This is a genomic window from Grimontia hollisae CIP 101886, from assembly GCF_000176515.1.
Classification (GTDB): domain Bacteria; phylum Pseudomonadota; class Gammaproteobacteria; order Enterobacterales; family Vibrionaceae; genus Enterovibrio; species Enterovibrio hollisae.
Window position 1 is genome coordinate 196,834 of record NZ_ADAQ01000008.1, and the last position, 23,691, is coordinate 220,524.

The 23,691-nt window shown below is 52.7% G+C and carries 24 protein-coding genes; 5 read left to right on the forward strand and 19 right to left on the reverse strand.

The features are described from left to right. Positions 1-92: 92 nt before the first annotated feature. On the reverse strand, positions 93-875 hold the full coding sequence (bioH, locus tag VHA_RS02845; protein ID WP_040528058.1) for a pimeloyl-ACP methyl ester esterase BioH: 783 nt from the start codon (positions 873-875) through the stop codon (positions 93-95). Positions 876-914: 39 nt separating this feature from the next. Here bioH and VHA_RS02850 point away from each other — a divergent pair, with 39 nt between their 5' ends. Both VHA_RS02850 and nfuA read left to right on the forward strand, forming a co-directional pair. Continuing rightward, positions 915-1,595 carry a ComFC family protein gene (locus VHA_RS02850; protein WP_223173093.1) on the forward strand — a complete coding sequence of 227 codons (681 nt, stop codon included), beginning with the start codon at positions 915-917 and terminating at the stop codon, positions 1,593-1,595. Positions 1,596-1,702: 107 nt separating this feature from the next. Next, positions 1,703-2,287 (forward strand): Fe-S biogenesis protein NfuA, encoded by a 585-nt coding sequence (gene nfuA, locus VHA_RS02855; RefSeq protein ID WP_005501641.1) that lies wholly within the window; start codon positions 1,703-1,705, stop codon positions 2,285-2,287. Between the two features lie 62 nt (positions 2,288-2,349). On the opposite strand, the gene dinF is transcribed toward nfuA, so the two are convergent. From dinF to VHA_RS02885, 6 genes are all read right to left on the reverse strand, one after another. Next, positions 2,350-3,672, reverse strand: a complete 1,323-nt coding sequence (gene dinF / locus VHA_RS02860; protein WP_040528060.1) for an MATE family efflux transporter DinF — start codon at positions 3,670-3,672, stop codon at positions 2,350-2,352. Position 3,673: 1 nt separating this feature from the next. Then, the gene (locus VHA_RS02865) at positions 3,674-5,011 is read right to left on the reverse strand and encodes an IS4 family transposase (RefSeq protein ID WP_040528107.1); all 1,338 of its coding nucleotides are present in this window, start codon (positions 5,009-5,011) and stop codon (positions 3,674-3,676) included. Between the two features lie 199 nt (positions 5,012-5,210). Continuing rightward, positions 5,211-6,128, reverse strand: a complete 918-nt coding sequence (cyoE, locus tag VHA_RS02870; RefSeq protein ID WP_005501648.1) for a heme o synthase — start codon at positions 6,126-6,128, stop codon at positions 5,211-5,213. After that, positions 6,121-7,179: a COX15/CtaA family protein gene (locus VHA_RS02875; RefSeq protein WP_005501650.1), complete on the reverse strand. Its 1,059-nt coding sequence runs from the start codon at positions 7,177-7,179 to the stop codon at positions 6,121-6,123. Before VHA_RS02875 ends, cyoE begins: the two co-directional genes overlap by 8 nt. A gap of 9 nt (positions 7,180-7,188) precedes the next feature. After that, the gene (locus tag VHA_RS02880) at positions 7,189-7,722 is read right to left on the reverse strand and encodes a redox-active disulfide-containing membrane protein (RefSeq protein ID WP_226926539.1); all 534 of its coding nucleotides are present in this window, start codon (positions 7,720-7,722) and stop codon (positions 7,189-7,191) included. Then, positions 7,719-8,435: an SURF1 family protein gene (locus VHA_RS02885; RefSeq protein ID WP_172465011.1), complete on the reverse strand. Its 717-nt coding sequence runs from the start codon at positions 8,433-8,435 to the stop codon at positions 7,719-7,721. Before VHA_RS02885 ends, VHA_RS02880 begins: the two co-directional genes overlap by 4 nt. A gap of 31 nt (positions 8,436-8,466) precedes the next feature. On the opposite strand from VHA_RS02885, the gene VHA_RS02890 reads away from it, so the two are divergent. Next, entirely contained in the window at positions 8,467-8,673 is a 207-nt protein-coding gene (locus VHA_RS02890; RefSeq protein ID WP_005501654.1) for a DUF2909 domain-containing protein, read from the forward strand. Between the two features lie 4 nt (positions 8,674-8,677). Here the strand turns inward: VHA_RS02890 and VHA_RS02895 are convergent, their stop codons facing one another. From VHA_RS02895 to lexA, 5 genes are all read right to left on the reverse strand, one after another. Beyond that, entirely contained in the window at positions 8,678-9,565 is an 888-nt protein-coding gene (locus VHA_RS02895) for a cytochrome c oxidase subunit 3 (protein WP_005501655.1), read from the reverse strand. Positions 9,566-9,581: 16 nt separating this feature from the next. After that, complete coding sequence (locus VHA_RS02900; protein ID WP_005501656.1) at positions 9,582-10,130, reverse strand: cytochrome c oxidase assembly protein; 549 nt, start codon at positions 10,128-10,130, stop codon at positions 9,582-9,584. A 9-nt stretch (positions 10,131-10,139) separates the two neighbouring features. After that, a complete protein-coding gene (gene ctaD, locus VHA_RS02905) occupies positions 10,140-11,726 on the reverse strand; it encodes a cytochrome c oxidase subunit I (protein ID WP_005501658.1) in 1,587 nt (528 codons plus the stop codon). A gap of 12 nt (positions 11,727-11,738) precedes the next feature. Beyond that, the gene (coxB, locus tag VHA_RS02910; RefSeq protein WP_005501660.1) at positions 11,739-12,887 is read right to left on the reverse strand and encodes a cytochrome c oxidase subunit II; all 1,149 of its coding nucleotides are present in this window, start codon (positions 12,885-12,887) and stop codon (positions 11,739-11,741) included. A 403-nt stretch (positions 12,888-13,290) separates the two neighbouring features. Beyond that, positions 13,291-13,914, reverse strand: coding sequence for a transcriptional repressor LexA (gene lexA, locus VHA_RS02915; RefSeq protein ID WP_005501662.1), 624 nt, complete (start codon positions 13,912-13,914; stop codon positions 13,291-13,293). Between the two features lie 245 nt (positions 13,915-14,159). Here lexA and plsB point away from each other — a divergent pair, with 245 nt between their 5' ends. Continuing rightward, positions 14,160-16,592, forward strand: coding sequence for a glycerol-3-phosphate 1-O-acyltransferase PlsB (gene plsB, locus VHA_RS02920; protein WP_005501665.1), 2,433 nt, complete (start codon positions 14,160-14,162; stop codon positions 16,590-16,592). A 56-nt stretch (positions 16,593-16,648) separates the two neighbouring features. On the opposite strand, the gene ubiA is transcribed toward plsB, so the two are convergent. After that, positions 16,649-17,509, reverse strand: a complete 861-nt coding sequence (gene ubiA / locus VHA_RS02925; protein ID WP_005501666.1) for a 4-hydroxybenzoate octaprenyltransferase — start codon at positions 17,507-17,509, stop codon at positions 16,649-16,651. Continuing rightward, a complete protein-coding gene (locus VHA_RS02930) occupies positions 17,510-18,046 on the reverse strand; it encodes a chorismate--pyruvate lyase family protein (protein ID WP_005501667.1) in 537 nt (178 codons plus the stop codon). Between the two features lie 157 nt (positions 18,047-18,203). Here VHA_RS02930 and VHA_RS02935 point away from each other — a divergent pair, with 157 nt between their 5' ends. After that, positions 18,204-18,614, forward strand: a complete 411-nt coding sequence (locus VHA_RS02935; protein WP_040528063.1) for a flagellar basal body-associated protein FliL — start codon at positions 18,204-18,206, stop codon at positions 18,612-18,614. 62 nt (positions 18,615-18,676) lie between these two features. Here the strand turns inward: VHA_RS02935 and glpD are convergent, their stop codons facing one another. From glpD to rpoH, 5 genes are all read right to left on the reverse strand, one after another. Next, positions 18,677-20,233 (reverse strand): glycerol-3-phosphate dehydrogenase, encoded by a 1,557-nt coding sequence (glpD, locus tag VHA_RS02940; protein WP_005501672.1) that lies wholly within the window; start codon positions 20,231-20,233, stop codon positions 18,677-18,679. A gap of 150 nt (positions 20,234-20,383) precedes the next feature. After that, the gene (locus VHA_RS02945) at positions 20,384-21,145 is read right to left on the reverse strand and encodes a DeoR/GlpR family transcriptional regulator (RefSeq protein WP_005501678.1); all 762 of its coding nucleotides are present in this window, start codon (positions 21,143-21,145) and stop codon (positions 20,384-20,386) included. Positions 21,146-21,233: 88 nt separating this feature from the next. Then, on the reverse strand, positions 21,234-22,070 hold the full coding sequence (gene glpG, locus VHA_RS02950; protein ID WP_005501679.1) for a rhomboid family intramembrane serine protease GlpG: 837 nt from the start codon (positions 22,068-22,070) through the stop codon (positions 21,234-21,236). Positions 22,071-22,092: 22 nt separating this feature from the next. After that, positions 22,093-22,422, reverse strand: a complete 330-nt coding sequence (gene glpE / locus VHA_RS02955) for a thiosulfate sulfurtransferase GlpE (RefSeq protein ID WP_005501680.1) — start codon at positions 22,420-22,422, stop codon at positions 22,093-22,095. A gap of 317 nt (positions 22,423-22,739) precedes the next feature. Then, positions 22,740-23,603 (reverse strand): RNA polymerase sigma factor RpoH, encoded by an 864-nt coding sequence (rpoH, locus tag VHA_RS02960; protein ID WP_005501693.1) that lies wholly within the window; start codon positions 23,601-23,603, stop codon positions 22,740-22,742. Positions 23,604-23,691 lie beyond the last annotated feature (88 nt).

A 23,691-nucleotide genomic window follows, 5' to 3' on the forward strand; every position in this document is an offset into this window, starting at 1 on the left:
CTCTCCTGATGCCATAGCAAGTAACTTGATTAAAGTATCGGCAGCCAACGATTAAAATTTAGCCCCAATTCACTTTATTTCGCTACTTTCCATTAACAGGACGGCAAACATTTTCCGCAAAACGTCAGAAGCGCCTGGGTAAAATGAGCAGGATCCGAGATGAACGGTGCGTGCGACGCTTTGGCAAAAATTTGCCGCTGCGAGCGCGGTGCCAGCACATCCAGCTCCTGTGCCACTTTGACAGGCACAAGGCCATCCAGCCGACCATAAATTCTCAGCCAAGGCATTGAAATTTCATGCAATTGCGGTCGCAAGTCAGCATTAGCAAGGATATCAAGGCCGGCGCGAAGCGCCTCTGGCTGGGGCGACGGGTGAGAGAGTACCGCCTGCTTCAACCACTTAATATCTTGTCTTGCTGTCGGGCTTCCCATTGCCTGAAGCGCCATAAAACGTTCAACCGTTGTCTGATAGTCTTCGGCCAGTTGTTCAGTAAACGCTTGCAACACCTCGGGTTTTATCCCTCGCCATCCATGTTCTGCAGCAAATCTTGGAGAACTGGCAATCGTGACTAGCCCTTTCACACGCTCAGGTGCGAGCAGCGCAGCCTGGGTGGCAACCATCCCCCCCAGTGACCAGCCAGCCCATACAGATTCCTGCGGTGAATTATCAAGCAAGCACTGTGCCATGTCCTCGAGCGAAAACGCCGCCGCCGGCTGGCTCCGGCCGTAACCAGGCAAATCCACACAGTGCACCCGGTAATGGGAAGTGAGAGCCGGCAGGATGTTTTGCCATACAGCACTGTTCATCCCCCAGCCATGAATGAGAATCAGATCGGAGCCCTGGCCTTCCGTATGCCAGTAAAGATTGGTCGCCATTTACACTGCCTACACCGTTTAGAAAATACGCATAACGCGATGTTGAACATTATCTTACGTGCCTTGCCCCTGCGCTGTCAGCTTTGCCAGCATCCTCTTGGGCAATCCAGACACCCCTGGTGCGAAACGTGTCACGCCAGCTTGCCTCGCCACCCCCGCTGCCTTCAGTGTGGGCTGCCTACCCCCTACGTGATCGAAAGTTGCGGGCACTGCCTGAAAAAGCCGCCGCTCTGGGATGGGTTAATCTGTGTCGGCACTTATACCTTCCCTTATGACAAACTGCTGCACCGGTTCAAATATCAGGGACACTACTGGCTGGCACCTGCACTTGCCACCTTACTGGCAACAGAAATCGAGGAGCCAGCCCCTTTACTGTTACCCGTCCCTATGCACTGGCGACGCCGTATCTCACGCGGATTCAACCACAGTGGCGTGTTAGCCCGCGAGCTTGCAAAGGTTCTGGAGACCCAATATGCGCCCAACGTCTTAAAACGCACCCGTGCCACTCGCCAACAGCAGGGATTAAACCGACAATCACGCCTTTCCAACCTGAAAAGTGCGTTTTCCGTTAACGGGAAACTACCACCACATGTCGCGCTGGTCGATGATGTGGTGACCACAGGCGCGACCATCGCCCAGATTTGCAGCTTGCTCAGGCGACATGGTGTGGAACGCATTGATGTGTATTGTCTTTGCCGTACCCCGCCCGATGCCATCTAGGCTTCCGTGCCCGGTGAGGAAAAAGTAACCCCGATGCTTGAGGGGTGATAGTGGACAAAAACAAGCGTACAATGTAAACAAAGACTGGATAAATCAGGTAAGAAGCCGTGTCACAAATTACTATTTCAGAAAGTGCACAAAGCCATTTCGTTAAGCTGCTTGAGCAGCAACCGGAAGGGACAAACATCCGCGTATTCGTGGTTAACCCAGGCACGCAAAACGCTGAGTGTGGCGTCTCTTACTGCCCTCAGGATGCAGTGGAAGCGACCGACACCGAAATCAAATTCAATGGTTTTTCAGCGTATATTGACGAGCTGAGCCTTCCTTTCCTGGAAGATGCAGAGATTGACTTTGTCACCGACAAAATGGGCTCGCAACTGACACTTAAAGCGCCGAACGCCAAAATGCGTAAAGTGGCCGATGATGCGCCATTGCTGGAGCGTGTTGAGTATGTCATCCAAACCCAGGTCAACCCACAACTGGCAGGTCACGGCGGTCATATCAACCTGATTGAAATCACCGAAGACGGTGTGGCTGTGATTCAGTTTGGTGGCGGCTGTAACGGCTGTTCAATGGTCGATGTCACCCTGAAAGACGGCATTGAGAAGCAGCTGTTAGAAGAGTTCAGTGGTGAGCTGAAAGGTGTTCGCGATGTAACAGAACACGCGCACGGCGACCACTCCTACTACTAATCGCCGCATACAGAAGAGAGGCGCCGGATGGCGCCTTTTTTGTATCCATGGGCAGCGTAATATCAATGGACAGCGGAAAGGAAGGTCTCCCTTCTCCACTGGTAGACAAACAGCGCACCGAGCGTCAGCCCGCGTAATGCCATAAAGCCCAGCATCGCCGCCCACAGTGCGTGGTTGCCAAAGCCACTCAGCGACCACCAAATGGCGAAAAAGCCTGCCATGGCAACAAACATGGTATTGCGCATCTCCCGACCCCGTGTTGCGCCGATAAACACCCCATCAAGCAGGAAACACCACATCGCCACCAACGGCATCGCAATCAACCAGGGCAGATAGATAAACGCCTGCTCACGCACCGCTGGAATATCCGAAATGATGCCGACAATCCCCTCTCCCCACAAAAGGAAAGCGCACGTGATCAACAGGGATATCAACAGACTCCAGAAAGTGGTGGCCACCAGAGAGTCCATCAGTTCATTGCGGTTGCGGGCGCCGACCGCTTTCCCTACCATGGCTTCCATCGCATAGGCGAACCCGTCCATTGCGAACGACACCAGCATCAGGAAATTCATCAGCACCGCATTGGCCGCCACCACGTCGTCCCCGAGCGTCGCGCCCTGGAACGTCATAAAGGTGAACGCAAGTTGCAGACACAGGCTTCGAAGGAAAATATCCCGGTTGAGCTTTAAAAGCCGCCCCATTCCCGCACTGGCTTTTTTCCACTGTGCCACGGGCGACGGCAACCCTTCGCTTTGCCAGCGTTGCGCCACGAAATAGAGCCCCAGCGCCATCCCACTGTAATCGGCAATCACACTGGCTGCGGCTGCCCCCTGCACTTTCCAGCCCAAAACGACCACAAACAGTACATCAAGCACGATATTGATGACATTTACCACAATCAGCAGGGTCATCGGTTTTTTCGCGTTCTGAGCCCCGAGCAACCAGCCCATGACCACCAGGTTGGTCAGCGCAGCAGGCGCACTCCAGATCCGCACCGAGAAATACTGTTCGGCATAACGCTTCACTTCAGTGCTCGCGTCACTGTAGGAAAAAACCCCGTCTGCGATGAGTGGATGCAGGGCAATGATGGCCAGAGCCAACAGCCAGGCCAGCGATATCCCCTGCAGGAAGACATTGGCCAAGCCGGGTTTGTCGTTGGCGCCATAGGCCTGTGCGGTCAGCCCGGTGGTCGCCATACGGAGAAAACCCAGCAACCAGAAAGCCACAGCAATCATGGTGCTGCCGACAGCAACACCACCAAGATACCAGGCATGGTCAAGATGGCCGATGACGGCCGCGTCCACCAATCCCAGCAGGGGAACTGTGATATTGGAAAGCACCATGGGAAACGCGAGCGAAAACACCCGCACATGAAGGCAATGCAGTTCACTTAAGCGGAGCCGCTTTGCGATTAATCGGATAACGGGTCTTTGACATTTTAACTGCCCTAGGTCTTGATGGTCTGGGGCGTTTTTCTATGAACAGGACAGATAAGTCTCCTCTCAATGCCTTAAGCCTCTTAGGCGTATTGCCCGGAGATAAAGCTTTGCTCATTATCCTTAGTTGACTCGCAATATACTGGCAAGCGTATTTGAAGCTTATTTCATTTGGTGCACGACCATGAGCTACCGCGGCTTGGCTGGCCTCTCGTCTCACCAGGTTGTATCCAAGAAGCAGTCCCCATAACTCCTGATAAACAAGCTCGACTGTCTTACTTCTCAACGTCATGGCATTGTGCTGCATAGAGCTTTTGATGTCTCGATATCCCAACTCTATCTCCCACCGCTCATGATAGAGCGTGGCCACTTGCTCAGCGCTGTACTTCTCTCGTGGCAGTGAAGTAAACACGGTCTTCTCTTTTCCATCCACTTCATAAGTCACCGCCCTGACTTGCCACTTCTCAGGTAGACTCGGATTCTTTTTTCTGGCCTGAGGGGAGACTTTCATTTCGATAAGATTGTCATTGGTTTCTTCCTCATCGAGAATCGTGTACACCAATCCCTTTCGAGCCGGAATGAGCCAGTGACGGTTTACACCGCTAGCCGATAGGCTCAGCAACAAATCTGCGCCATAGAACCCTTTATCCAACAGCGTTACCGAGTTATCAGGAAGCGAACTAATGAAGGGCTGAGCGAGGGGGATTTCACCTCGACGGTAGGGACTGATATCCGCATCAATGATGATATGAGAACGCACATTCATCATGGTAACAAGTCGGAGAACTGGGTAGGGTGTTTGACGTTTACCCGAGGTGTTCCCAGAGCCGAAGTGTTCGCGAAGCTCTGGAGTGTCTGCCGTTCTGAATAATGCACCATCAACAGCAAAAACCTGGAGGCCATGCCAATCATCCTCTGGGTATCTTTCTTTGCCCCATCCCTCACTACACTTTTTAAACAACCATTTAGGTGCTTCAGAGCCGAGTCGTTGACGAGCCTGAGTCAGCGCACTTTTGGCGAGAAGCGCTTCGTCAGCAAGCCCTTCAGCACAGATGTTCATCCGACGGGCTACCTCAGCAATCGGTTCATTTCTGAAGAATGCCATCCCCACGATTAACCACAGGACCATATCGCTGGGTAATCTTCTACGCCTGATGGTGGCTTGAGTAGAGAGGGATGCGGCTGCAGCAACCCATTCTGAAGGGACATGCTCAGCAAACGTCGTGAGTTGGGAAACATCAACGGGTGATTCTTCGAGAAAATCACTTAGATATGAGGTAATAGGCATAAAAAATCTGAAATCAATGAATGATTTCAGATTCTGACTCATCAGAAGGATCGGTCAACCGATCCTTAACTGATCAGCATTGCGCACATGAAGGGCTTTTTGTTGCAGCGCAGACAGCATAAATTGGCTCAGGAGACGGTTGAAATGACGGCAGTTTATCAGAAAGCGGGAGTGACAGAGACGCTGCCGTTAACCGTTCTTACCCTAACGCCCGCCACGCATGGTCGGCGAGCAGTACAACAAACAAACCAAACACATGCCAGACAGAATACTTGAAGGTGTCCCACGCCAGTCCTTTGCGGTCATGGAATTTCAGTTGCCATGCATGCCAGACAAACCCCAGGTTGAGCGCCATGGTGCCAAAGAGGTAAACCAGACCACTCATTCCCGCCAGCCACGGCAACAGGCCCACTACGACCAGAAGCAGGGTGTAGAGCAAAATCATGGTTTTGGTGAAATCCACACCATGGGTCACCGGCAACATCGGCACACCCGCTTTGGCGTAATCTTTCCGGCGGTGGATAGCAAGCGCCCAGAAGTGTGGTGGCGTCCAGGTAAAAATCAGCATCACCAGCAACAGGGCATGGGAATCGAGAGTACCGGTGACAGCCACCCAGCCCAGCAGCGGCGGCATCGCCCCTGCCAGCCCGCCTATCACAATGTTTTGCGGGGTAGCATGTTTCAGCCACGCCGTGTATACCACGGCATACCCAACCAGGCTGGCAAAGGTCAGCCAGGCCACCAGCATATTCAGCACCCACAACAGGGAAAAACCTGCCACCATAAGCACTGCCCCAAATGCCAGAGCCTGTGAAGTGCTTACACGCCCCCTGGCGACCGGGCGGTGAACCGTGCGCTGCATCTTCCTGTCGATACGCTGGTCAATCACATGGTTGAACACCGCGGCCGCCGCAGACTGCATACCAATACCGAGAAGCCCCAGAATCACCGCACGGGCTGGGGGCAAGGCGGGCACGGCAAGGCACATGCCTACCATCGCGGTCAGCAGCAACATGGCGACCACTTTGGGTTTGGTCAGCTCGAGGTAATCGCGCCACTCAGCAGATTGCGTGTCCGGGGTGCTGTTTACCAGCGAAGGCAATGTGGTTTTAGCCATGGCTCAACCTCCCTGAATCTTCCAACGGTGACCGCGCGGCATTCACCCGTAGAGACGAAAACACCCCTGTCACTGTCCGTACTGTCACCAGCAATAAAAACAAACCGCACACATTATGTGCCACCGCCACAGACAGCGGCAGCAATGCAATCACATTGGTGACGCCAAGTGTAATTTGAATGCTAAGAGCCCCGAGCAATAACAGTGAAGCACCCAAACCCAATGGTTTGCGCACCGCAAAGGCCAGCACAAGAATGAGTGCCGTCACCACCATCGCGCCAATGCGGTGGGTCGCATGGATGGTTACCCGCTGGTCAAAATTCAGCACGCCATATTGGTAAGTGTCATTTTCCGGGCTGATGGGATGAAACGCCGACGCATCATATTTCTCCACCCAGTCCGCCTCACAGATTGGCAATTGGGTGCAGACCAGCGCTGAATAATTGGCCGATGTCCAGCCGCCAAGGGCAATCTGCATCACCACCGCAAGTAGCGCTGCAACGGAAAGCCCCTTGAGCTTGCCACTGACTGGCACTGTCCGGGCATCCAGTTCACGCTGGACTGGCGTGTTAATACGCCGCCTTTCCATCCATGCCAGCATAAACAGCAGTGTGACGGTGGTGAAACCGCCCAGTAAATGTCCCATCACGACCACCGGCATCAGGTTCATGGTCACTGTCCACATGCCAAGGGCAGCCTGGAAAGTCACAACAGCCAGCAAAACACTCGGTAATATGCGGTTGCGCTCAGGGCGTCGCCAAGCCAGAAACGCAATACTGGCAATCATCAAACCCAACGCTCCTGCGACATAACGGTGGATCATTTCGTACCAGGCTTTGTGGATTTCCACAGGGGCGTGCGGGAATGCTTCTGTCGCCTGTGCAAGTTTGTCAACTGATTGCGGCACGGTCAGAAACCCATAACAACCCGGCCAGTCCGGGCAGCCCAGCCCCGCTTCTGTCAGGCGGGTAAAGGCACCGAGCACCACCACCACCACAGCCAGCAACAGCGCGCCATAAATCAGTCCGAGGTAGCGCTTTTCATTCTCCATTACGACCTCCTACCCCACTTTGGACAGCTTCATCAGCTTGCGAAGATCAGACAGCAATCCCTTGCTCTGTGCCACCTGCGCTGCTTTTTCCTCAGGCACAGGGTAAGCAAGGATAAGGTAATTGAGCGGGTCAACCAGATAGATAGCCTGACCGGGAAACGGCAGGGATGACAGGGTTTTCAGCATCGCGGCATCCATCTTCTGGCGGGTCACATTCGTTCCCTCTTTTACTGGCGAGGCCTCAGGCGTAAGAAGAATACTGGCAACACGCTCACGCTCGCGTCCGACCGCTACCGGGATCTGGTTAAGCTGAAACAGCGCACTCTCACACTGGCTGCTGCAAGATTCTGGCAGGGCATAAACCAGCCGCCACTGCCCGTCATGTGCCAGCCAGTCGGCTTTTATTTCTTCAACAAGTAATTCGCCGTTGTTGGTGACGCCTTTGGTGTACCAGCCCATCTCAAGTACCAGCTTGGCGGCCAGCACCGGCAGAACAAAAATCACCGCGACCAGTATCAGTGCTTTTTTCCCTGTCATCGTCATGCTTTCCTCCACCAGAGCCCAGCCCCAATCACCACCACCAGCGCCAGCCCAAACCACTGCATGGCGTAGGCGTAATGTTTTTCCGGCTTCATCACCACAGGCTCCCACACGTTTTCCGTCCCGATGTTGAAGCGCTCGCCTTTTTCGTCTTGCAGCTTGTCACTGCGGATAAGCCAGGGCTGCAACACCAATCCGGTGGCATTGCCCAATTGTTCCATATCAACCGACTGCACCCGTCTGGGCCAACCCTGATCTGATGTATCTTCCGTCAATACCACACGGTCAGAAGGAAAATCGATAATGCCGCTGACCGTAAAGCGTCCATTGAGCCCGGCCAATTCTGGTAAGCTTTCCCGGCTGGCGGGTGCCGGTACCCAACCCAGCTCCACCAGCACCCAGCGGTTGTCTGTCATAAACGGTATCATCCAGCGGTAACCGACCCGGCCTTCAAAAATCTGGTTGTCGAGCAGCACACTTTTGCTGTCATCAAACCGCCCTTCGAGCACAACGCTGACGCCTGTCACATCAGCAGGCAACCTTGTCAGTGCGGTGAGCTGTTGCTGGGAACGCGCTGCAAGTTGCGACAACAGGGCTTCTTTTTCGGCCCCCCGTGACATTTGCCATATCCCCAGCTTGACCAGCAAGGCAGTCATCGCCACAGTAAACAGAAGGAAACCCATCCGTCTGCATTGCCGTATGTGGAACCTAGACATCCAGTCACCTTTTCGACGCTCAGGAGGCAATATGCTGCTCAAAGGGATCCTCGTCTGCCTGTTGGTATTTATCATCTTCAACCTGTTCCGGGCTCTGCCGGTGATGATCAAAGGCCAAACCGATGTACCAATGTCGCGCTACCTTGGCCGCCGAGTGCTGTTTTCTGTGATTGTGTTTGTGATCCTGCTGGTTGCACTGGCAACCGGGGTGATTGAACCTAACCCCCGCCCTTATTAACACGTCACAGGATGTAGACGAACACAAACAGGCACAGCCAGACTACATCGACAAAGTGCCAGTACCAGGCGCCCGCCTGAAAGGCAAAATGGTGTTTTGGTGTCATATGCCCTTTCAGTACCCGCAGCCAGACAATAAACAGGATGATTGATCCCATCAGCACGTGCATGCCGTGAAAACCGGTGAGCATAAAGAAGGTGGTGCCATAGATACCGGAATCCAGACGCAGGTTCAGTTCCTGATAGGCATGGACATACTCTTCCACCTGAAGCCCCAGAAATAGCCAGCCCAGTGCCACCGTTGCTGCCAGAAACACAGTGAGCTTTTTGCGGTTGCCCTGCTCCATTGCCACATGGGCAATATAGACAGTGATGGAAGACGTCAGCAGAATCAGGGTATTCACCAGAGGCAAGCCCCACGCCCCCATGGCGGTGGTTTCAATACCGCCCGGGGTTTTCTCCAATGGCCAGGTTGGAATGAATTCTGGCCATAGCAAAGCCGCTGTCATGGCGTTATTGCCTGCCCCACCCAACCAGGGAACGGCGACCAGACGGGCATAGAAGAGTGCGCCAAAAAAGGCGGCAAAGAACATTACTTCCGAGAAGATAAACCAGCTCATGCCCTGTCGGAACGAGCGATCCATCTGTGCGGAGTACATGCCATTCATCGATTCATGAATCACATCACGGAACCAGCCGAATAACATAAACAGCAGCACACCGATGCCAATCAAAAGCACCCACGGGCCGTTGCCACTAAACAGGCCTGCAACTGTCGATCCTGCGCCCATCGCAACAAAAAACAGTGCAACGGCACCGACAATCGGCCACTTGCTCTGAGCAGGCACATAGTAATTTTCGTACTGGGCATCTGTAGGGGTATCTGTTGTCATGATGACCTCACTGCATTTACTGGGCCACAGGCTCAGTCTTTGCGCTAAACAAGGTATATGCCAGCGTCAGGGTGCTGATATCGTCCGGCAATGCTGGGTCGACATAAAACACCAGCGGGAGTTCGGCATCCTTTCCTGCTTCCAGCGGCTGGCGGTTAAAGCAGAAACATTCAATTTTGTTCAGGTACTGCGCAGCAAGGCCCGGAGTGACGGAAGGCACCGCCTGACCGACTGAATTCTCATGCGTGTTATTGGTGGCGCGGTACGCAATGGTGCGGGTTTCTCCCGGATGGACAGTCAGCTTTTTCACTTCCGGAACGAATTCCCAGCCAAGACCGGGGTTGATGTAAGCGACAAATTCCACCGTCACCGTACGCGAAAAATCCACCTGGCTGCTTTCAGCAGCAGCTACATCACGGGTTTTCCCGTTGATCCCCGTGATGTCACAGAATACGTCATAAAGAGGCACCAGCGCGAAGGCAAACCCAAACATCAGCACAGCAATACCTGCCAGCTTAAGCGCTGAACGGCTCGCTTGTTGTGTCTGTTTTCCCTTATCTGCCATGTGTAATCCCTACTCGATTTTCGGTGGCGTAGAGAAGGTGTGGTATGGCGCTGGCGAGGGAATACTCCACTCCAGCCCTTCTGCCCCTTCCCAGGGCTTGGATGACGCGGGCTGTCCGCCACGGGCACATTTGACCACCAGCACCAGGAAAATGAGTTGGGAAAACCCAAACAGGAAAGCACCAACACTGACAATGGCATTGATATCAGCAAACTGCAGCGCGTAATCCGGAATACGGCGCGGCATGCCTGCAAGGCCAAGGAAATGCATCGGAAAGAACAGGATGTTGACCGACACCAGCGAGCACCAGAAATGCCAGTTGGCAAGTTTCTGGTCATACATATGGCCGGTCCATTTCGGCAGCCAGTAATACGCCGCCGCCATGATGGAAAAAATCGCACCGGAAACCAGCACATAGTGGAAATGCGCCACCACAAAGTAGGTGTCGTGATACTGGAAGTCCACCGGTGTTATCGCCAGCATCAATCCCGAGAAGCCCCCTATGGTGAACAGCACAATAAAGGCCAACGCAAACAGCATGGGGGTTTCAAAGGTCAGCGAGCCACGCCACATGGTTGCCACCCAGTTAAACACTTTTACCCCGGTCGGCACCGAAATCAGCATGGTGCAGTACATGAAGAAAAGCTCGGCAAACACCGGCATCCCGGTCGTGAACATATGGTGCGCCCACACGATAAAACTCAGGCCCGCAATCGATGCCGTCGCATACACCATCGAGGAATAACCAAACAGCTTCTTACGTGAAAAAGCGGGAATAATCGCCGAAATGATGCCAAAACTTGGCAGGATCATGATGTACACCTCCGGATGGCCGAAGAACCAGAAGATGTGTTGGAACATCACCGGATCGCCACCGCCAGCGGCATCAAAAAAGGCAGTGCCAAAATATTTGTCGGTCAACACCATGGTCACCGCCCCGGCCAGCACCGGCATCACCGCAATCAATAGAAACGCAGTGATGAACCAGGTCCAGACGAACAGCGGCATTTTCATATAAGTCATACCCGGTGCACGCAGGTTCATGATGGTAACAATCACATTGATCGCCCCCATGATCGAGCTCATCCCCATGATATGAACCGCAAACACAAACAGTGCCGTACTGTCAGGTGAATAGGTGGTGGAAAGCGGTGCGTAGAAAGTCCAGCCAAAATTAGGGCCGCCCCCTTCCATAAACAGCGACATAATGAGTATCAGGAACGCAAACGGCAAAATCCAGAAGCTCCAGTTATTCATCCGCGGCAACGCCATATCCGGTGCGCCAATCATCATTGGCACCATCCAATTGGCAAGGCCGGTAAATGCAGGCATTACCGCCCCGAAAACCATAACCAGACCATGAACCGTAGTCATCTGGTTAAAGAAATTGGGTTCCACCAACTGCAGGCCGGGCTGGAACAGCTCAGCACGGATCACCAGCGCCATTGCCCCGCCCAGTAAAAACATAGTGAAGCTGAACACCAGGTACATGGTGCCGATATCTTTATGGTTGGTCGTCAACAGCCAACGCATCAACCCACGGGGTTTATGATCATGGTCATCATGACCGACCTGATCAGGCGTCATATCTGTCATTGCCATTTCTCCTTAGAGATCGTCACCGTTTAGCACTGCATTGATTTGAGATGCCTGAACCACATCTCCCGTGTTGTTACCCCAGGCGTTACGTTCATAAGTAATCACCGCCGCCAGCTCTTTCAGGCCCAGTTGCGCACCAAATGCCTGCATTGCCGTGCCTTGTTTCCCGTGAATAACAATATTGAGGTGGTCGAGCAGTCTCTCGGGATCCGCGGATATTCCCTGTCCGGCAAGCGCGGGGAACACACCGGGAAGACCAAGACCATTCACCTGGTGACAAGCAACACAGCGGGCGTTGTACACCTTCTCACCCAGTGCCATCAGTTCATCCATGCCCATGTTCATTGCCAGCAGTTTCTGCTCTTCTTCTTTTGCCTTAGCCTGCACGGCAGCCATTTCTGTCACCCAGGCCTCGAATTCATCCACCGGCTTGGCGATCACCACAATCGGCATGAAACCGTGATCTTTACCGCAAAGCTCCGCACACTGGCCACGGTAAATACCGGGTTTGTCAATGCGGGTCCACGCTTCGTTAATGAAGCCTGGATTGGCGTCTTTCTTCACTGCAAAATCCGGCACCCACCAAGAATGGATCACATCTTCCGAGGTAATCAAAAAGCGCACTTTTTTACCGGTTGGCACCACCAGCGGCCGATCGACTTCCAGCAGGTAAGCTTCCCGTTTAGTCGCTTCACCATCAATTTGCGCAGCGGACGTTGCCAGCAGTGAAAAGAATGCGACATCATGATCAAAATAGCGGTAGTGCCATTTCCACTGTGAACCAGTGATCTGGATGGTCAGATCGGAGTCAGACGGGTCTTCCATCGCCAGCAATACCTTCGTCGCCGGTATCGCCATACCGATAAGGATAAGAAAGGGGATCAGGGTCCAAAGGATTTCCACTTTGGTGCTTTCATGGAAATTGGCTGCCACAGCGCCTTTGGACTTACGGTGATGAATAATGGCCCAAAACATGGCACCAAACACCACCACGCCGATGGCAACACAGATCCACAAAATCGTCATGTGAAGGCCATAAACCTTCCCACTGATTTCTGTCACACCGGGCGTCAGGTTAAACGAGGATGATTCGCTGGCAGCATGGGCTGTCAACGAAGAGAAAATTGCGAGCGCGTACAGAAGTTGGCGAATCTTCACCGGTCTCCTCCTCAAAGTCACTTCGCAGTGAAAAATGTAAACAGGTGCTAAAAAACGAAAAATTAATTAACAATCTATTTACAAGTAAAGCTAGGCAAGGAACGGAGAAAGAACAAAGTTTGTACAACAGAATACCCAGAAATATGATGCCAACCTCAAATTTAGGGGATGAAGACAACTGTTTCATTTACGATGCTTTTACGCTGTATTTTGCGGCAATTCGACGTTTTATGACTCAGTGCTAAACATCAAGAAAATTGATGCTGTTAATTACACAGCATGCAAGGTAAGAAGGGATAAAAGAAAAGCGATATCGCACGTGGAATACACAAAAGAAAAGCAGCCAGAGACATCAGTCCCAAGCTGCCTTTTTCTATTCTTGCCACCTCGTAATGGCGGGAGATTACATCCAGTCCGTGTTACGAATCACACCGACAGCAATCCCTTCAATGGTAAACGGTTGCTGTGACAAATCGACCACAATAGGAGCAAACTCCTCATTTTCAGCATGCAGCAACACCTGATTACCCTTACGCTCCAGACGCTTCACCGTCACATCATCTTCAACCCGCGCCACCACCACCTGGCCATTACGTACTTCCTGGGTTTTGTGTACTGCCAACAGGTCACCGTCTAAAATGCCGATGTCTTTCATACTCATGCCGCTGACACGCAACAGGAAATCTGCATTGGGTTTAAACAGGTTAGGATCGACCTGATAGTACATTTCGACGTGTTCTTGCGCCAGGATAGGCTCACCCGCTGCCACACGGCCAATAAGGGGCAGCCCTTCTTCCTCTTTGGCGGCCTCGGTGTCAACCAGCAGGCGAATACCGCGCGACGCACCAGGTACGATTTCCAGCACACCTTTACGCGCCAGTGCTTTTAAATGTTCTTCAGCCGCATTGGCAGAGCGGAACCCCAGTTCTTTCGCGATCTCAGCACGCGTCGGTGGCATACCGGTGTCATCAATCTTTGCTTTGATTAAATCAAAGACTTGCTGTTGTCTTGCGGTTAACGGCTTCATATTATGAACCTGTCTTTTTATACAGTTAACTGTGAGTATATCCAGTGTTTAACCGATTGAAAAGGTGGATTTTGCGTCAATGCGTGAGAAAGACCTCGCCGGGTTCACATTTTTTCTGACTGCCTGAGTAAACAGACGCTGGCTCAGGGCTGACATAATGACGGCAAACCGCGTCATTTCCCTGCAAGTTAGGGGATGTTTTCTGCTAGACTTGCCACGCATTAAATATAAGAGGCTGCGATCAGATGTCTGCTTGCCAATCGATATATCACACGTTACTGAATTTACCGCTGTCGGTACTGGTGAAAACCATCAGTATTCCGTCAGACCCTATTAACCAGTTGGATCTGGATTTGTCCCGTCCAATGGTTTACGTACTGCCTTTCCGCTCCCATACCGATCTGCTGACCCTGCGCAGCAGTTGTCTGCAACTGGGCCTGCCCGATCCGCTTGAGCCCCTTGAACTTGGCGGAAAAAGCCTGCCACGCTATGTGTTTGTCTCCGAAGGCAAGCGCATCTTTAAAGACAGCGATCCGGTACCGGCAGACTCCCTTGCCCTGTTCACCGAATGGCTCGAACTGCACAAGCGCGATACCGAACTCGATATCCAGATGATACCGGCATCTGTCGTCTGGAACCGCGACCCCGGCAATGAATCACGTCCGGCGGCTCCTGCCCTGAAGGCGCTGAATGCCTTCCAGAAGTTTTACACCATCCTGACCCTGGGTCGTGACAGCATGGTGCGCCTGAGTAACGCCGTTTCCCTGCGCTACATGGCGGACAAGCACGGCACAGACACCACGATTGCCAACAAACTGGCACGGGTAGCGAAAATCCATTTCTCGCGCCAGAAAATGGCCGCATCCGGTCCAGGACTGCCCAACCGCCAGTTACTGTTCAAACGCCTGCTGGCATCGAAAGCCATCGACAAAGCGGTGCAGGACGAAGCGGCAAGCCGCAATGTCCCGATAGAGAAAGTGCGCAAAGAAGCCATCGACATGATGGAAGAAATTGCGGCGGACTTCTCACCGAGCCTGATCCGCTACGGTGATCGGATCCTGACCTGGCTTTGGAACAAGCTGTATCAGGGCCTGAATATCAATAATGCCGAGCGCGTACGTAAGCTTGCGCAGGATGGTCACGAGATTGTCTACGTGCCATGTCACCGTTCGCACATGGACTACCTGTTGCTGTCCTACGTGCTGTATAAAGAAGGGTTGGTGCCACCGCACATTGCCGCAGGTGTGAACCTGAACTTCTTCCCGGCAGGCCCGATTTTCCGCCGTGGTGGGGCGTTTTTCCTGCGCCGCACATTTAAAGGAGACCGCCTCTACTCTACGGTGTTCCGGGAATATCTGGCAGAGCTGTTCACCAAAGGCTATTCAGTGGAATACTTTTCAGAAGGCGGACGCTCGCGTACCGGCCGTCTGCTGCCAGCCAAAACCGGCATGCTGGCAATGACCATCCAGGCCATGTTGCGCGGCCTGAAACGCCCGGTCACCCTGGTGCCGGTTTACATCGGTTACGAGCACGTGATGGAAGTAAGCACTTATGCCAAGGAGCTGCAGGGCAAGCGCAAGGAGAAAGAAAGTTTCGGTCAGGTACTGGGGATTGTTCGCAAGCTGCGCAACTACGGTAAAGGTTATGTCAACTTTGGTGAGCCTATCACGGTGAACCACGTCCTGAACGAAAAAGTCCCTGAGTGGCAAAAAGACATCAACCCCATTGAGCCACAGCGTCCGAACTGGCTGAACCCCGTGGTTAATGAGCTTGCCGAGCGTATGATGACCAAAATCAATGATGCTGCCGCGGCCAACGCCCTGACCCTGTGCGCCACCGCATTGCTGGCGTCCCGACAGCGTGCACTGAGCCGGGAAACACTGGAAGAACAGCTGACGATTTACCTCGAGCTGCTGCGCCAGGTACCGTATTCAGCAACCAGTACGGTGCCGTCAGAGTCAGCTCAGGAGCTGGTTGAGCATGCGCTGACCCTGAACAAATTCGTGGTCGAGAAAGACTCGCTGGGCGAAGTGATTTCGCTCGATCGCCAGCAGGCAATCCTGATGACCTTCTACCGCAATAACATTATTCACCTGTTCGCGCTGCCATCACTTATCGCGCAAACGCTGGTGTTCAATACCTGTGTTTCCCGTGAAAGCCTGATGGATGCTGTTTGCAAGCTTTACCCACTACTCAAAGCCGAATTGTTTATGAGCTTTGATGAGGCGACGCTGGAAAACTACATCGATGCGACCCTGACTGAAATGGCACGCCAGTCACTGATCACCATCGACGGTGACACCATCAGCTGCAACAACGCCAAGCTGACACAGCTTCAGTTGTTGGGACGCACCATTACCGAAACCCTGCAGCGCTATGCGATCACCCTGACCCTGTTCAGCCATGAGCCAGATGCCTCCAAGTCAGATCTGGAACAACAGAGCCAGATGATGGCGCAGCGCCTGAGCCGCCTGCACGGTATCAATGCGCCAGAGTTTTTCGACAAGGGCGTATTCAGCACCTTGCTGAACTCGCTGAGAGAAGAAGGTTACCTGAATGATGACGACCATGCCTGTGCGGAGCGGATTGAAGCACTGCGTGAATGCGTATTCAGCCTGATCTCGCCGGACGTGCAACTGACTATTCAGGCTATCCTGAACCAGTCCTCAGAAAACTGAGCTCCCGGAAACAAAAAACTCGCCTAAGTGGCGAGTTTTTTGGCTTTGAACGTGTATTACCTGAACAAAACAGCCAGCGCTATACCTATAAATACCAGCATGCCGACATAGTTATTGTTCAGGAAGGCTTTAAAGCAGGGGTCACGTTCACGGCTGCGTACCAGCCACTGCTGGTAAACAAACAGCGCGGAAGCCACCAGCAGGAACCAATAGTAGATCGATGAAAGCCCACAGAGGTAGCCTACCAGTACCAAAAGCAAAACAGTGACCAGTTGCAGGATGCCCACGGCAATCTTGTCAAAACGGCCAAACAAGATGGCGGATGACTTAATGCCGATTTTCAGGTCATCATCACGGTCAACCATGGCATACAGGGTGTCATAGGCCACGGTCCAGGCGACGTTGGCCAGAAACAGCATCCAGGCCACAGGCGGCAATTCACCGGACTGCGCCGCGTAGGCCATGGGGATTGCCCAGCTGAACGCCATGCCCAGCACCAGTTGCGGCATGTGGGTGTAACGCTTCATAAAAGGGTATACCGATGCCAGCAACACCGCCACCACAGACAGTTTGATGGTCAGCGGGTCAAGCGTCAGCACCAACAGGAAGGCACCAAGCACCAATAGACCAAACAGGGCCAACGCTTCTTTTGCCGTCACCAGCCCGGAAGGTAAAGGCCTCGCCTTGGTGCGTTTTACGTGGCCATCAAAATTGCGGTCAGCATAGTCGTTGATCACGCAACCGGCTGCGCGCATCATGACAACGCCCAGTACAAACACCACTAAAACATGCAGGTCCGGTAACCCGTCAGCAGCCAGAAACAATGCCCACAGCGTTGGCCAAAGCAACAACAAACTGCCGATAGGCCTGTCCATGCGTGTTAATTGCCAATACGCTTTCGCCTTGGCCGCATCCATTTAGCCTTCCTCCTGATATACCGGGGCGTGGGGTAAAAACAGCTCAGAAACCAGCATCGGTTTTTCGTTAACCCACAAACGTGAGCGGCGCGCCAGCAGTGGTTGGCCTTCCACCATCACGGTCGCCACTTCAATCGCATCGCGCCTTGCATTCGCCTGGTTAAAGACGCGCTGTCCCAGAGGCACAGCGCCTAACTCTGCAATATCCTGTTCTTTCTCTGTCAGCGTTGACTTGGGCACCAGGGTGCGCGCGCACAACCAGGCTTTGCCATCTCCCGACAACACCACTTCACGTACCATACAGGCTTGATCACCCAGCAGGGTGCTTTCATCGTAAGACAAGGCAGATTGTTCGATTTCATACAGGCCCAGCAGCTCTACCGACAGGGTGTGACAGTGCGCTTTCAACCGCTCTGTCATGGAGTGGCGCTCAAGCAGCCACGACCCCACTGGGGATGCTTCAAGCCGTTGCCATTCCGGCTCCTCCCAAACGGCATCCATGAGAGCTTGCAAGTGTAATTCCTTGAATTTTGACATGTTATCCTGAGCAAAAGAGCAAAAAAAACACAAAACCTTCGCCGAATAGGCCAATAGTGTTTAGTATTAGTAGTGCGCTATTGTACACAGCTGTGCCTTCTGACGCGCAGCTAAACTACCATAAGAGATTGACGAAATCCGGGGTTTGGCAAAAACCATGAAAAAAAATATCACGGCGGTTTTCGCCTTAATATTGTCTCTGCTGGTCACCTTCCCTTCAATGGCAAGTGAGGAAGGGAATGACACACAGTTCAGCTATTTTACGCTTGAGCCAGAGATAACCACTAACTTTATTACAGAAGGCCGCAAACTCGGGTTTATTAATGTCCGGGTTGACCTGATGGTGGATGATCCATCGCTGCTCCAGATGCTGGAATATCACCAGCCGCTAATCCGCGATGCCATTATTGAAATGCTAAGTCAGGAAAACGAAGTCCGGATCAAATCACTGTCCGGCAGAGAATCGATCCGTAAAGCGTGTCTGGATAAGGTAAATGCGATGCTGCTCGCTGAAACCAACCAGAAAGTGCTGACAGACCTACTGTTTACTAAATACCTCTACCAGTAAGTGCACCAGATAACAAAGGCGGCCCAAAAGCGCCGCCTTTCGTGTTTGTCTACGCCATCAAATCAAGCTGTGACCGCCTCATCTTCCTTCTGCAAGCTACGGGCAATGTAATCTGACAGCGCAGATTGCTGGGCATTATTGAGATACAGCCCCAATTTGGTACGTCGCCACAACAGATCTTCTGCACGCTGCACGTATTCTGATGCCATCAGGTAGTCGACCTCTTTCTGGGTCAGCCCTTCACCAAAATCGATACCCAGATCCGCCGCTGTTTTTACACCGTCTAACCACACCCAGACACGGCTGCCATAGGTGGTTGCCAGGCGGTGGGCAGTGAATACATCCATCCACGGGTATTCACGTTTCAGTTGCTGCTTAACATCATCAAAACCGGCGATCCCTTCCCCGCCCGGCAAAACCTGATCAGCCGTCCAATCCGGCCCCATGTCAGGGAAGAAAGGAGCGAGTTTGTTCACGGCTGCACGGGCAAGTTTGCGATATGTGGTCAGCTTGCCGCCGAAAATAGAAAGCATTGGCGCATCGCCGCCGTTGTCATCCAAATCCAGGGTGTAATCACGGGTGATCGCTTGCGGGGAGTCTGACTCATCATCGCAGAGCGGACGCACTCCACTGTAAGTCCACACCACATCATCACTGCTTAACGGGCGCTTGAAGTGCTGGTTGTACACCGACAGGATATAGTCAATCTCTTGTTGCTCAATCGCGACATCACGCGGATCACCTTTGTATTCCACGTCCGTGGTGCCAATGATTGAGAAGCGGTCAAGGTAGGGCAACACAAACACGATACGCCCATCTTCATTTTGCAGGATATACGCCACCTCTTCACTGTGAACACGTGGCACCACAATATGGCTGCCCTTGATAAGGCGAATGCCACGGGGAGATTTCAGCGAGGTGCTTTCATCGTAAAAAGCTTTCACCCAGGGGCCCGCTGCATTCACCAGTACTTTGGCGTTGCGGATCAGGATTTCACCGGTCAGGGTGTCCTGAATTTCCACATGCCAGAGACCTCCCTGACGCCCGGCCTTTACCACCTTACAACGGTTACGCACTTCAGCGCCGCGCTCTGCCGCATCCATCACATTCAACATCACCAGGCGCGCATCATCGACCCAGCAATCGGAGTATTCAAACCCTTTTGTGATGTCCGTTTTCAATACCGAGCTGTCACCAAAGCGAATGCCTTTACTGGCAGGGAGTGTGGTCCGTTTGCCAAGGTGGTCATAGAGAAACAGCCCGATACGGATCATCCAGGCTGGTCGCAGGTGCGGGCGGTGCGGTAAGCGAAAGCGCATCGGCCAGGCAAGGAACGGGGCTTTTTTGAGCAGCACTTCACGCTCAGCAAGCGCTTCACTCACCAGGCGGAATTCATAGTGCTCAAGATAGCGCAGGCCACCATGGATCAGTTTGGAACTGGCCGACGAGGTTGCCGATGCGAAGTCCGCCGCCTCATAAAGCCCGACTTTCAGCCCCCGCCCCGCCGCATCTGCCGCGATACCCGCACCGTTGATCCCGCCACCCACCACAATGACATCAAGCACGTCATCATGGTGATTGTTTTGATTATGGTTTTCCTGTTCCCTGACCTGACTCATTTCACCCTCACGCTCATACGAACATTTAATTTTCGTTTTCGAGCATTCTAGTACAAATATTTCACAATCCCAATGGTTAAATAGTGAATATTTGTTCAAAACAGGCACAAAAAAACCGCCATACGGCGGTTTCGATAATAGAAAGAATATTCATTCGACCATTTCTACCAAGGTTTCAAGCTCTTGCATTCTGGCCTGTAACGGCTCTGGCAATGGGGCATTGGTGAACAACATATCAATTTGTGCGATATCACCGACATTCACCATGGCGTTGCGACCAAATTTGGTATGGTCAACCGCCAGCATCACAGAACGGCTGTTTTGCATAATCGCCTGCTTTACCCGCACTTCGTGGTAGTCAAAGTCAAGCAGGCTGCCGTCGTGGTCGATACCGCTGATCCCGAGAATGCCAAAGTCGAGACGGAACTGGGAGACGAAATCCAGCGTCGCCTCCCCCATGATCCCGCCATCACGGTTACGCACTTCCCCACCCGCCATGATGATGCGGAAATCTTCTTTCGCCATTAGGATGCTGGCGGCATTGAGGTTATTGGTAACAATGCGCAAATCCTGGTGATTCAACAAAGCGCGGGCCACCGCTTCAGGGGTGGTGCCAATATCAATAAACAGGGTGGCGCCATCAGGAATGTGTGCCACCAGCGCTTGTGCCAGACGGTTTTTGGCATCCAGCTGCATGACCTTACGGGCATCATAGGCGGTATTCACAGAGCTGGAGGGAATGGTTGCCCCGCCATGCTGGCGGCGAATTTTGTTTTCTGCCGCCAGCTCATTGAGATCGCGACGGATGGTTTGGGGGCTGACATCGAAGTGGGCCACCAGATCATCAGTACTGACGTAACCCTTGCTTCGGACCAGATCGAGTATTTCCCGGTGACGTAATGTTTGTTTCACGGCATCCCCTGCGCAAAAGTAAAAACTGCCCACAGTTTACGTGGCTACACTGGGAATGCCAATCCGAGCACCCAAGGGGTGATCAAGGTTAGCGTAGGTGTCTCAATTTGGCGTCGATGAAGCCAAGCACACAGCCGGACACCAAACCAAACAGGTGCGCCATGTTGGCAATCGCCATACCAAACGGTTCGAAAAAGCCCACCACCAGCCAAAGCAGCATAAAGCCAACGTAAGCCGGTTCAATAGAGAGCCCACGCTCCGGCGCGAGTGCGCCCATTAGCCACAGATAGCCCAGCAGCGCATAGACCACCCCGGACATACCGCCAAACGCAGGGCCGTCGAAAACATACTGGCCAAGGCCGGAAAAGAGGGAAGTGAGGAGAAACAGTGACATCAGCTTGGTGCTGCCACTGTGCTGTTCAATTTTGCCGCCAAGTACCCACCACCACAGCAGGTTAAACACAATGTGGGTGGCAGAGAAATGGAGCAGCGCATGGGAAAACAAGCGCCAGAGCTGCCATTGCTGCGCCTCTGTTGCCGGGAAGTGCAGCAGCGAAAACACGTCGTTACCCAAGCCCAGCGTCAGCCCAGCAAACACCACGATACAAACCACCATCACGGCCAGCGTAAACGGACCTGCGTTTTGTTTCAGTGACGCCAGCAACCCTTGGCGTGGATAGAAAAACTGGGCGGTGCGGCTTTCCGCCATCTCCCACGAGGCAGCCTGGTATCTTTCAGCCATGGGATTTTGCAGGAAAGTATCAAGCTCCGCTTCTACCTCAACCTGATGCTGACTATCAGCCAGCCACAAGGCAAACTGGCCTTCCCCTTCCGGCATCATGTGAATAGCAATGTTCCGTGATGCCATGTAATCAATAAACGCCTGTGCGGCCCTGGGATTGGAAAGTGCAGTCAGCCTTATCATAGTACCTCTTCGTTATTCGCAATCAGATGCCCGATGCCACCGGTAAGGACTGTCGGCGCCAGGCCTCAAAACCCCCATCCACACTGTACACTTGCTCAAAACCCTGATTGATCAAATATTGCGCCGCCCCTTGGCTGCTGACGCCGTGATAACACATCACCAGCACAGGCTGCTCGAAATCAACCTCATTCATGAACTGTACAATGGTATCATTGGTAAGGTGGAATGCCCCCTGTGGATGAGATAGCTGAAATGATTGAGGATCCCGGATGTCCACCATCACAGCGTGATGATCGTCACTTTCCAGCATCGCCAACGCATCCACCACAGAGATATGCGCAAATTGTTCCATGGGTTATTCCACTCCCGTTAATCCAGATAAATCAACGTATCCTCGCCGTAATACCCGCAAAGACACGTAAAACGGCATTGTACATGACTTTTTTCTTCAGCAGGCCACAGAGATCTTAAGGGATTTGTGTAAATTATCACCACCTGTGGAAAAAACTGTGGATTGCGTTGATAAAGTAGCTCGACGATGAAGGATCCACAATATGTAGTGTTGATCGTAATAAAGCTGTGGAAAACATTTCCCGGAGGAGCATATTGACGAATTAACAGAGACAAAAAAACCGGCACATGGCCGGTTTCTGTCTCGATAACGGGCGATTACAGGGCATCACCCACAGCATCTTTTAATTTACGCATCGCATTCTTTTCAAGCTGACGGATACGCTCTGCTGAGACCTGATAATGATCAGCCAGCTCCTGCAAGGTCACCTTATTGTCATCATCCAGCCAACGTGAACGGATGATATGCTGGCTGCGCGCATCAAGACCCGACATGGCTTGCGCCAGACGACGATTGGTATGGTCCTCCCAATTTTGGGATTCCAGGTTGGTGGCAATATCTGAGCTTTTGTCTTCCAGATAGAAAACCGGTGCAACTGCACCACCTTCGCGCTCGTCATCACCGACGCCAGCGTCAAACCCTGCATCCTGCGCAGCAAGACGGGATTCCATCTCACGCACTTCTGCTGCATCCACCCCCAGCTGCTCAGCAACCATATTCACTTCTTCGGCATTGAACCAGCCCAGACGTTTTTTCGATTTTCGCAGATTGAAGAACAGCTTGCGCTGAGCTTTGGTGGTCGCGACTTTCACGATACGCCAGTTACGCAACACGTACTCGTGGATTTCTGCTTTAATCCAGTGAACCGCAAAAGACACCAAACGCACACCCACTTCCGGGTTGAAGCGTTTTACCGCCTTCATCAGGCCGATATTCCCTTCCTGCACAAGATCAGAGATTGGCAATCCGTAACCGGAATAACCACGGGCAATATGAACAACAAAGCGCAGGTGAGACAGGATCAGGCTTTTTGCTGCATCCAAGTCTTCCTCGTAGTGCAGACGTTCTGCCAGCTCACGCTCCTCATCAGCAGTCAACATTGGGTAGCTGTTTACCTGCTGCAGATAGCTGTCCAGGCTATCTTGGGAGATGGGGGCCAGTGCATACATCTCTGCTGTCATTTTCACCTCTTTTCGAATGTATCGAACATTGTGTTGCCCTCAGGGCAACCGTCATACTCTACTTAAGTTCAAAAAAACTGCAAGTAGG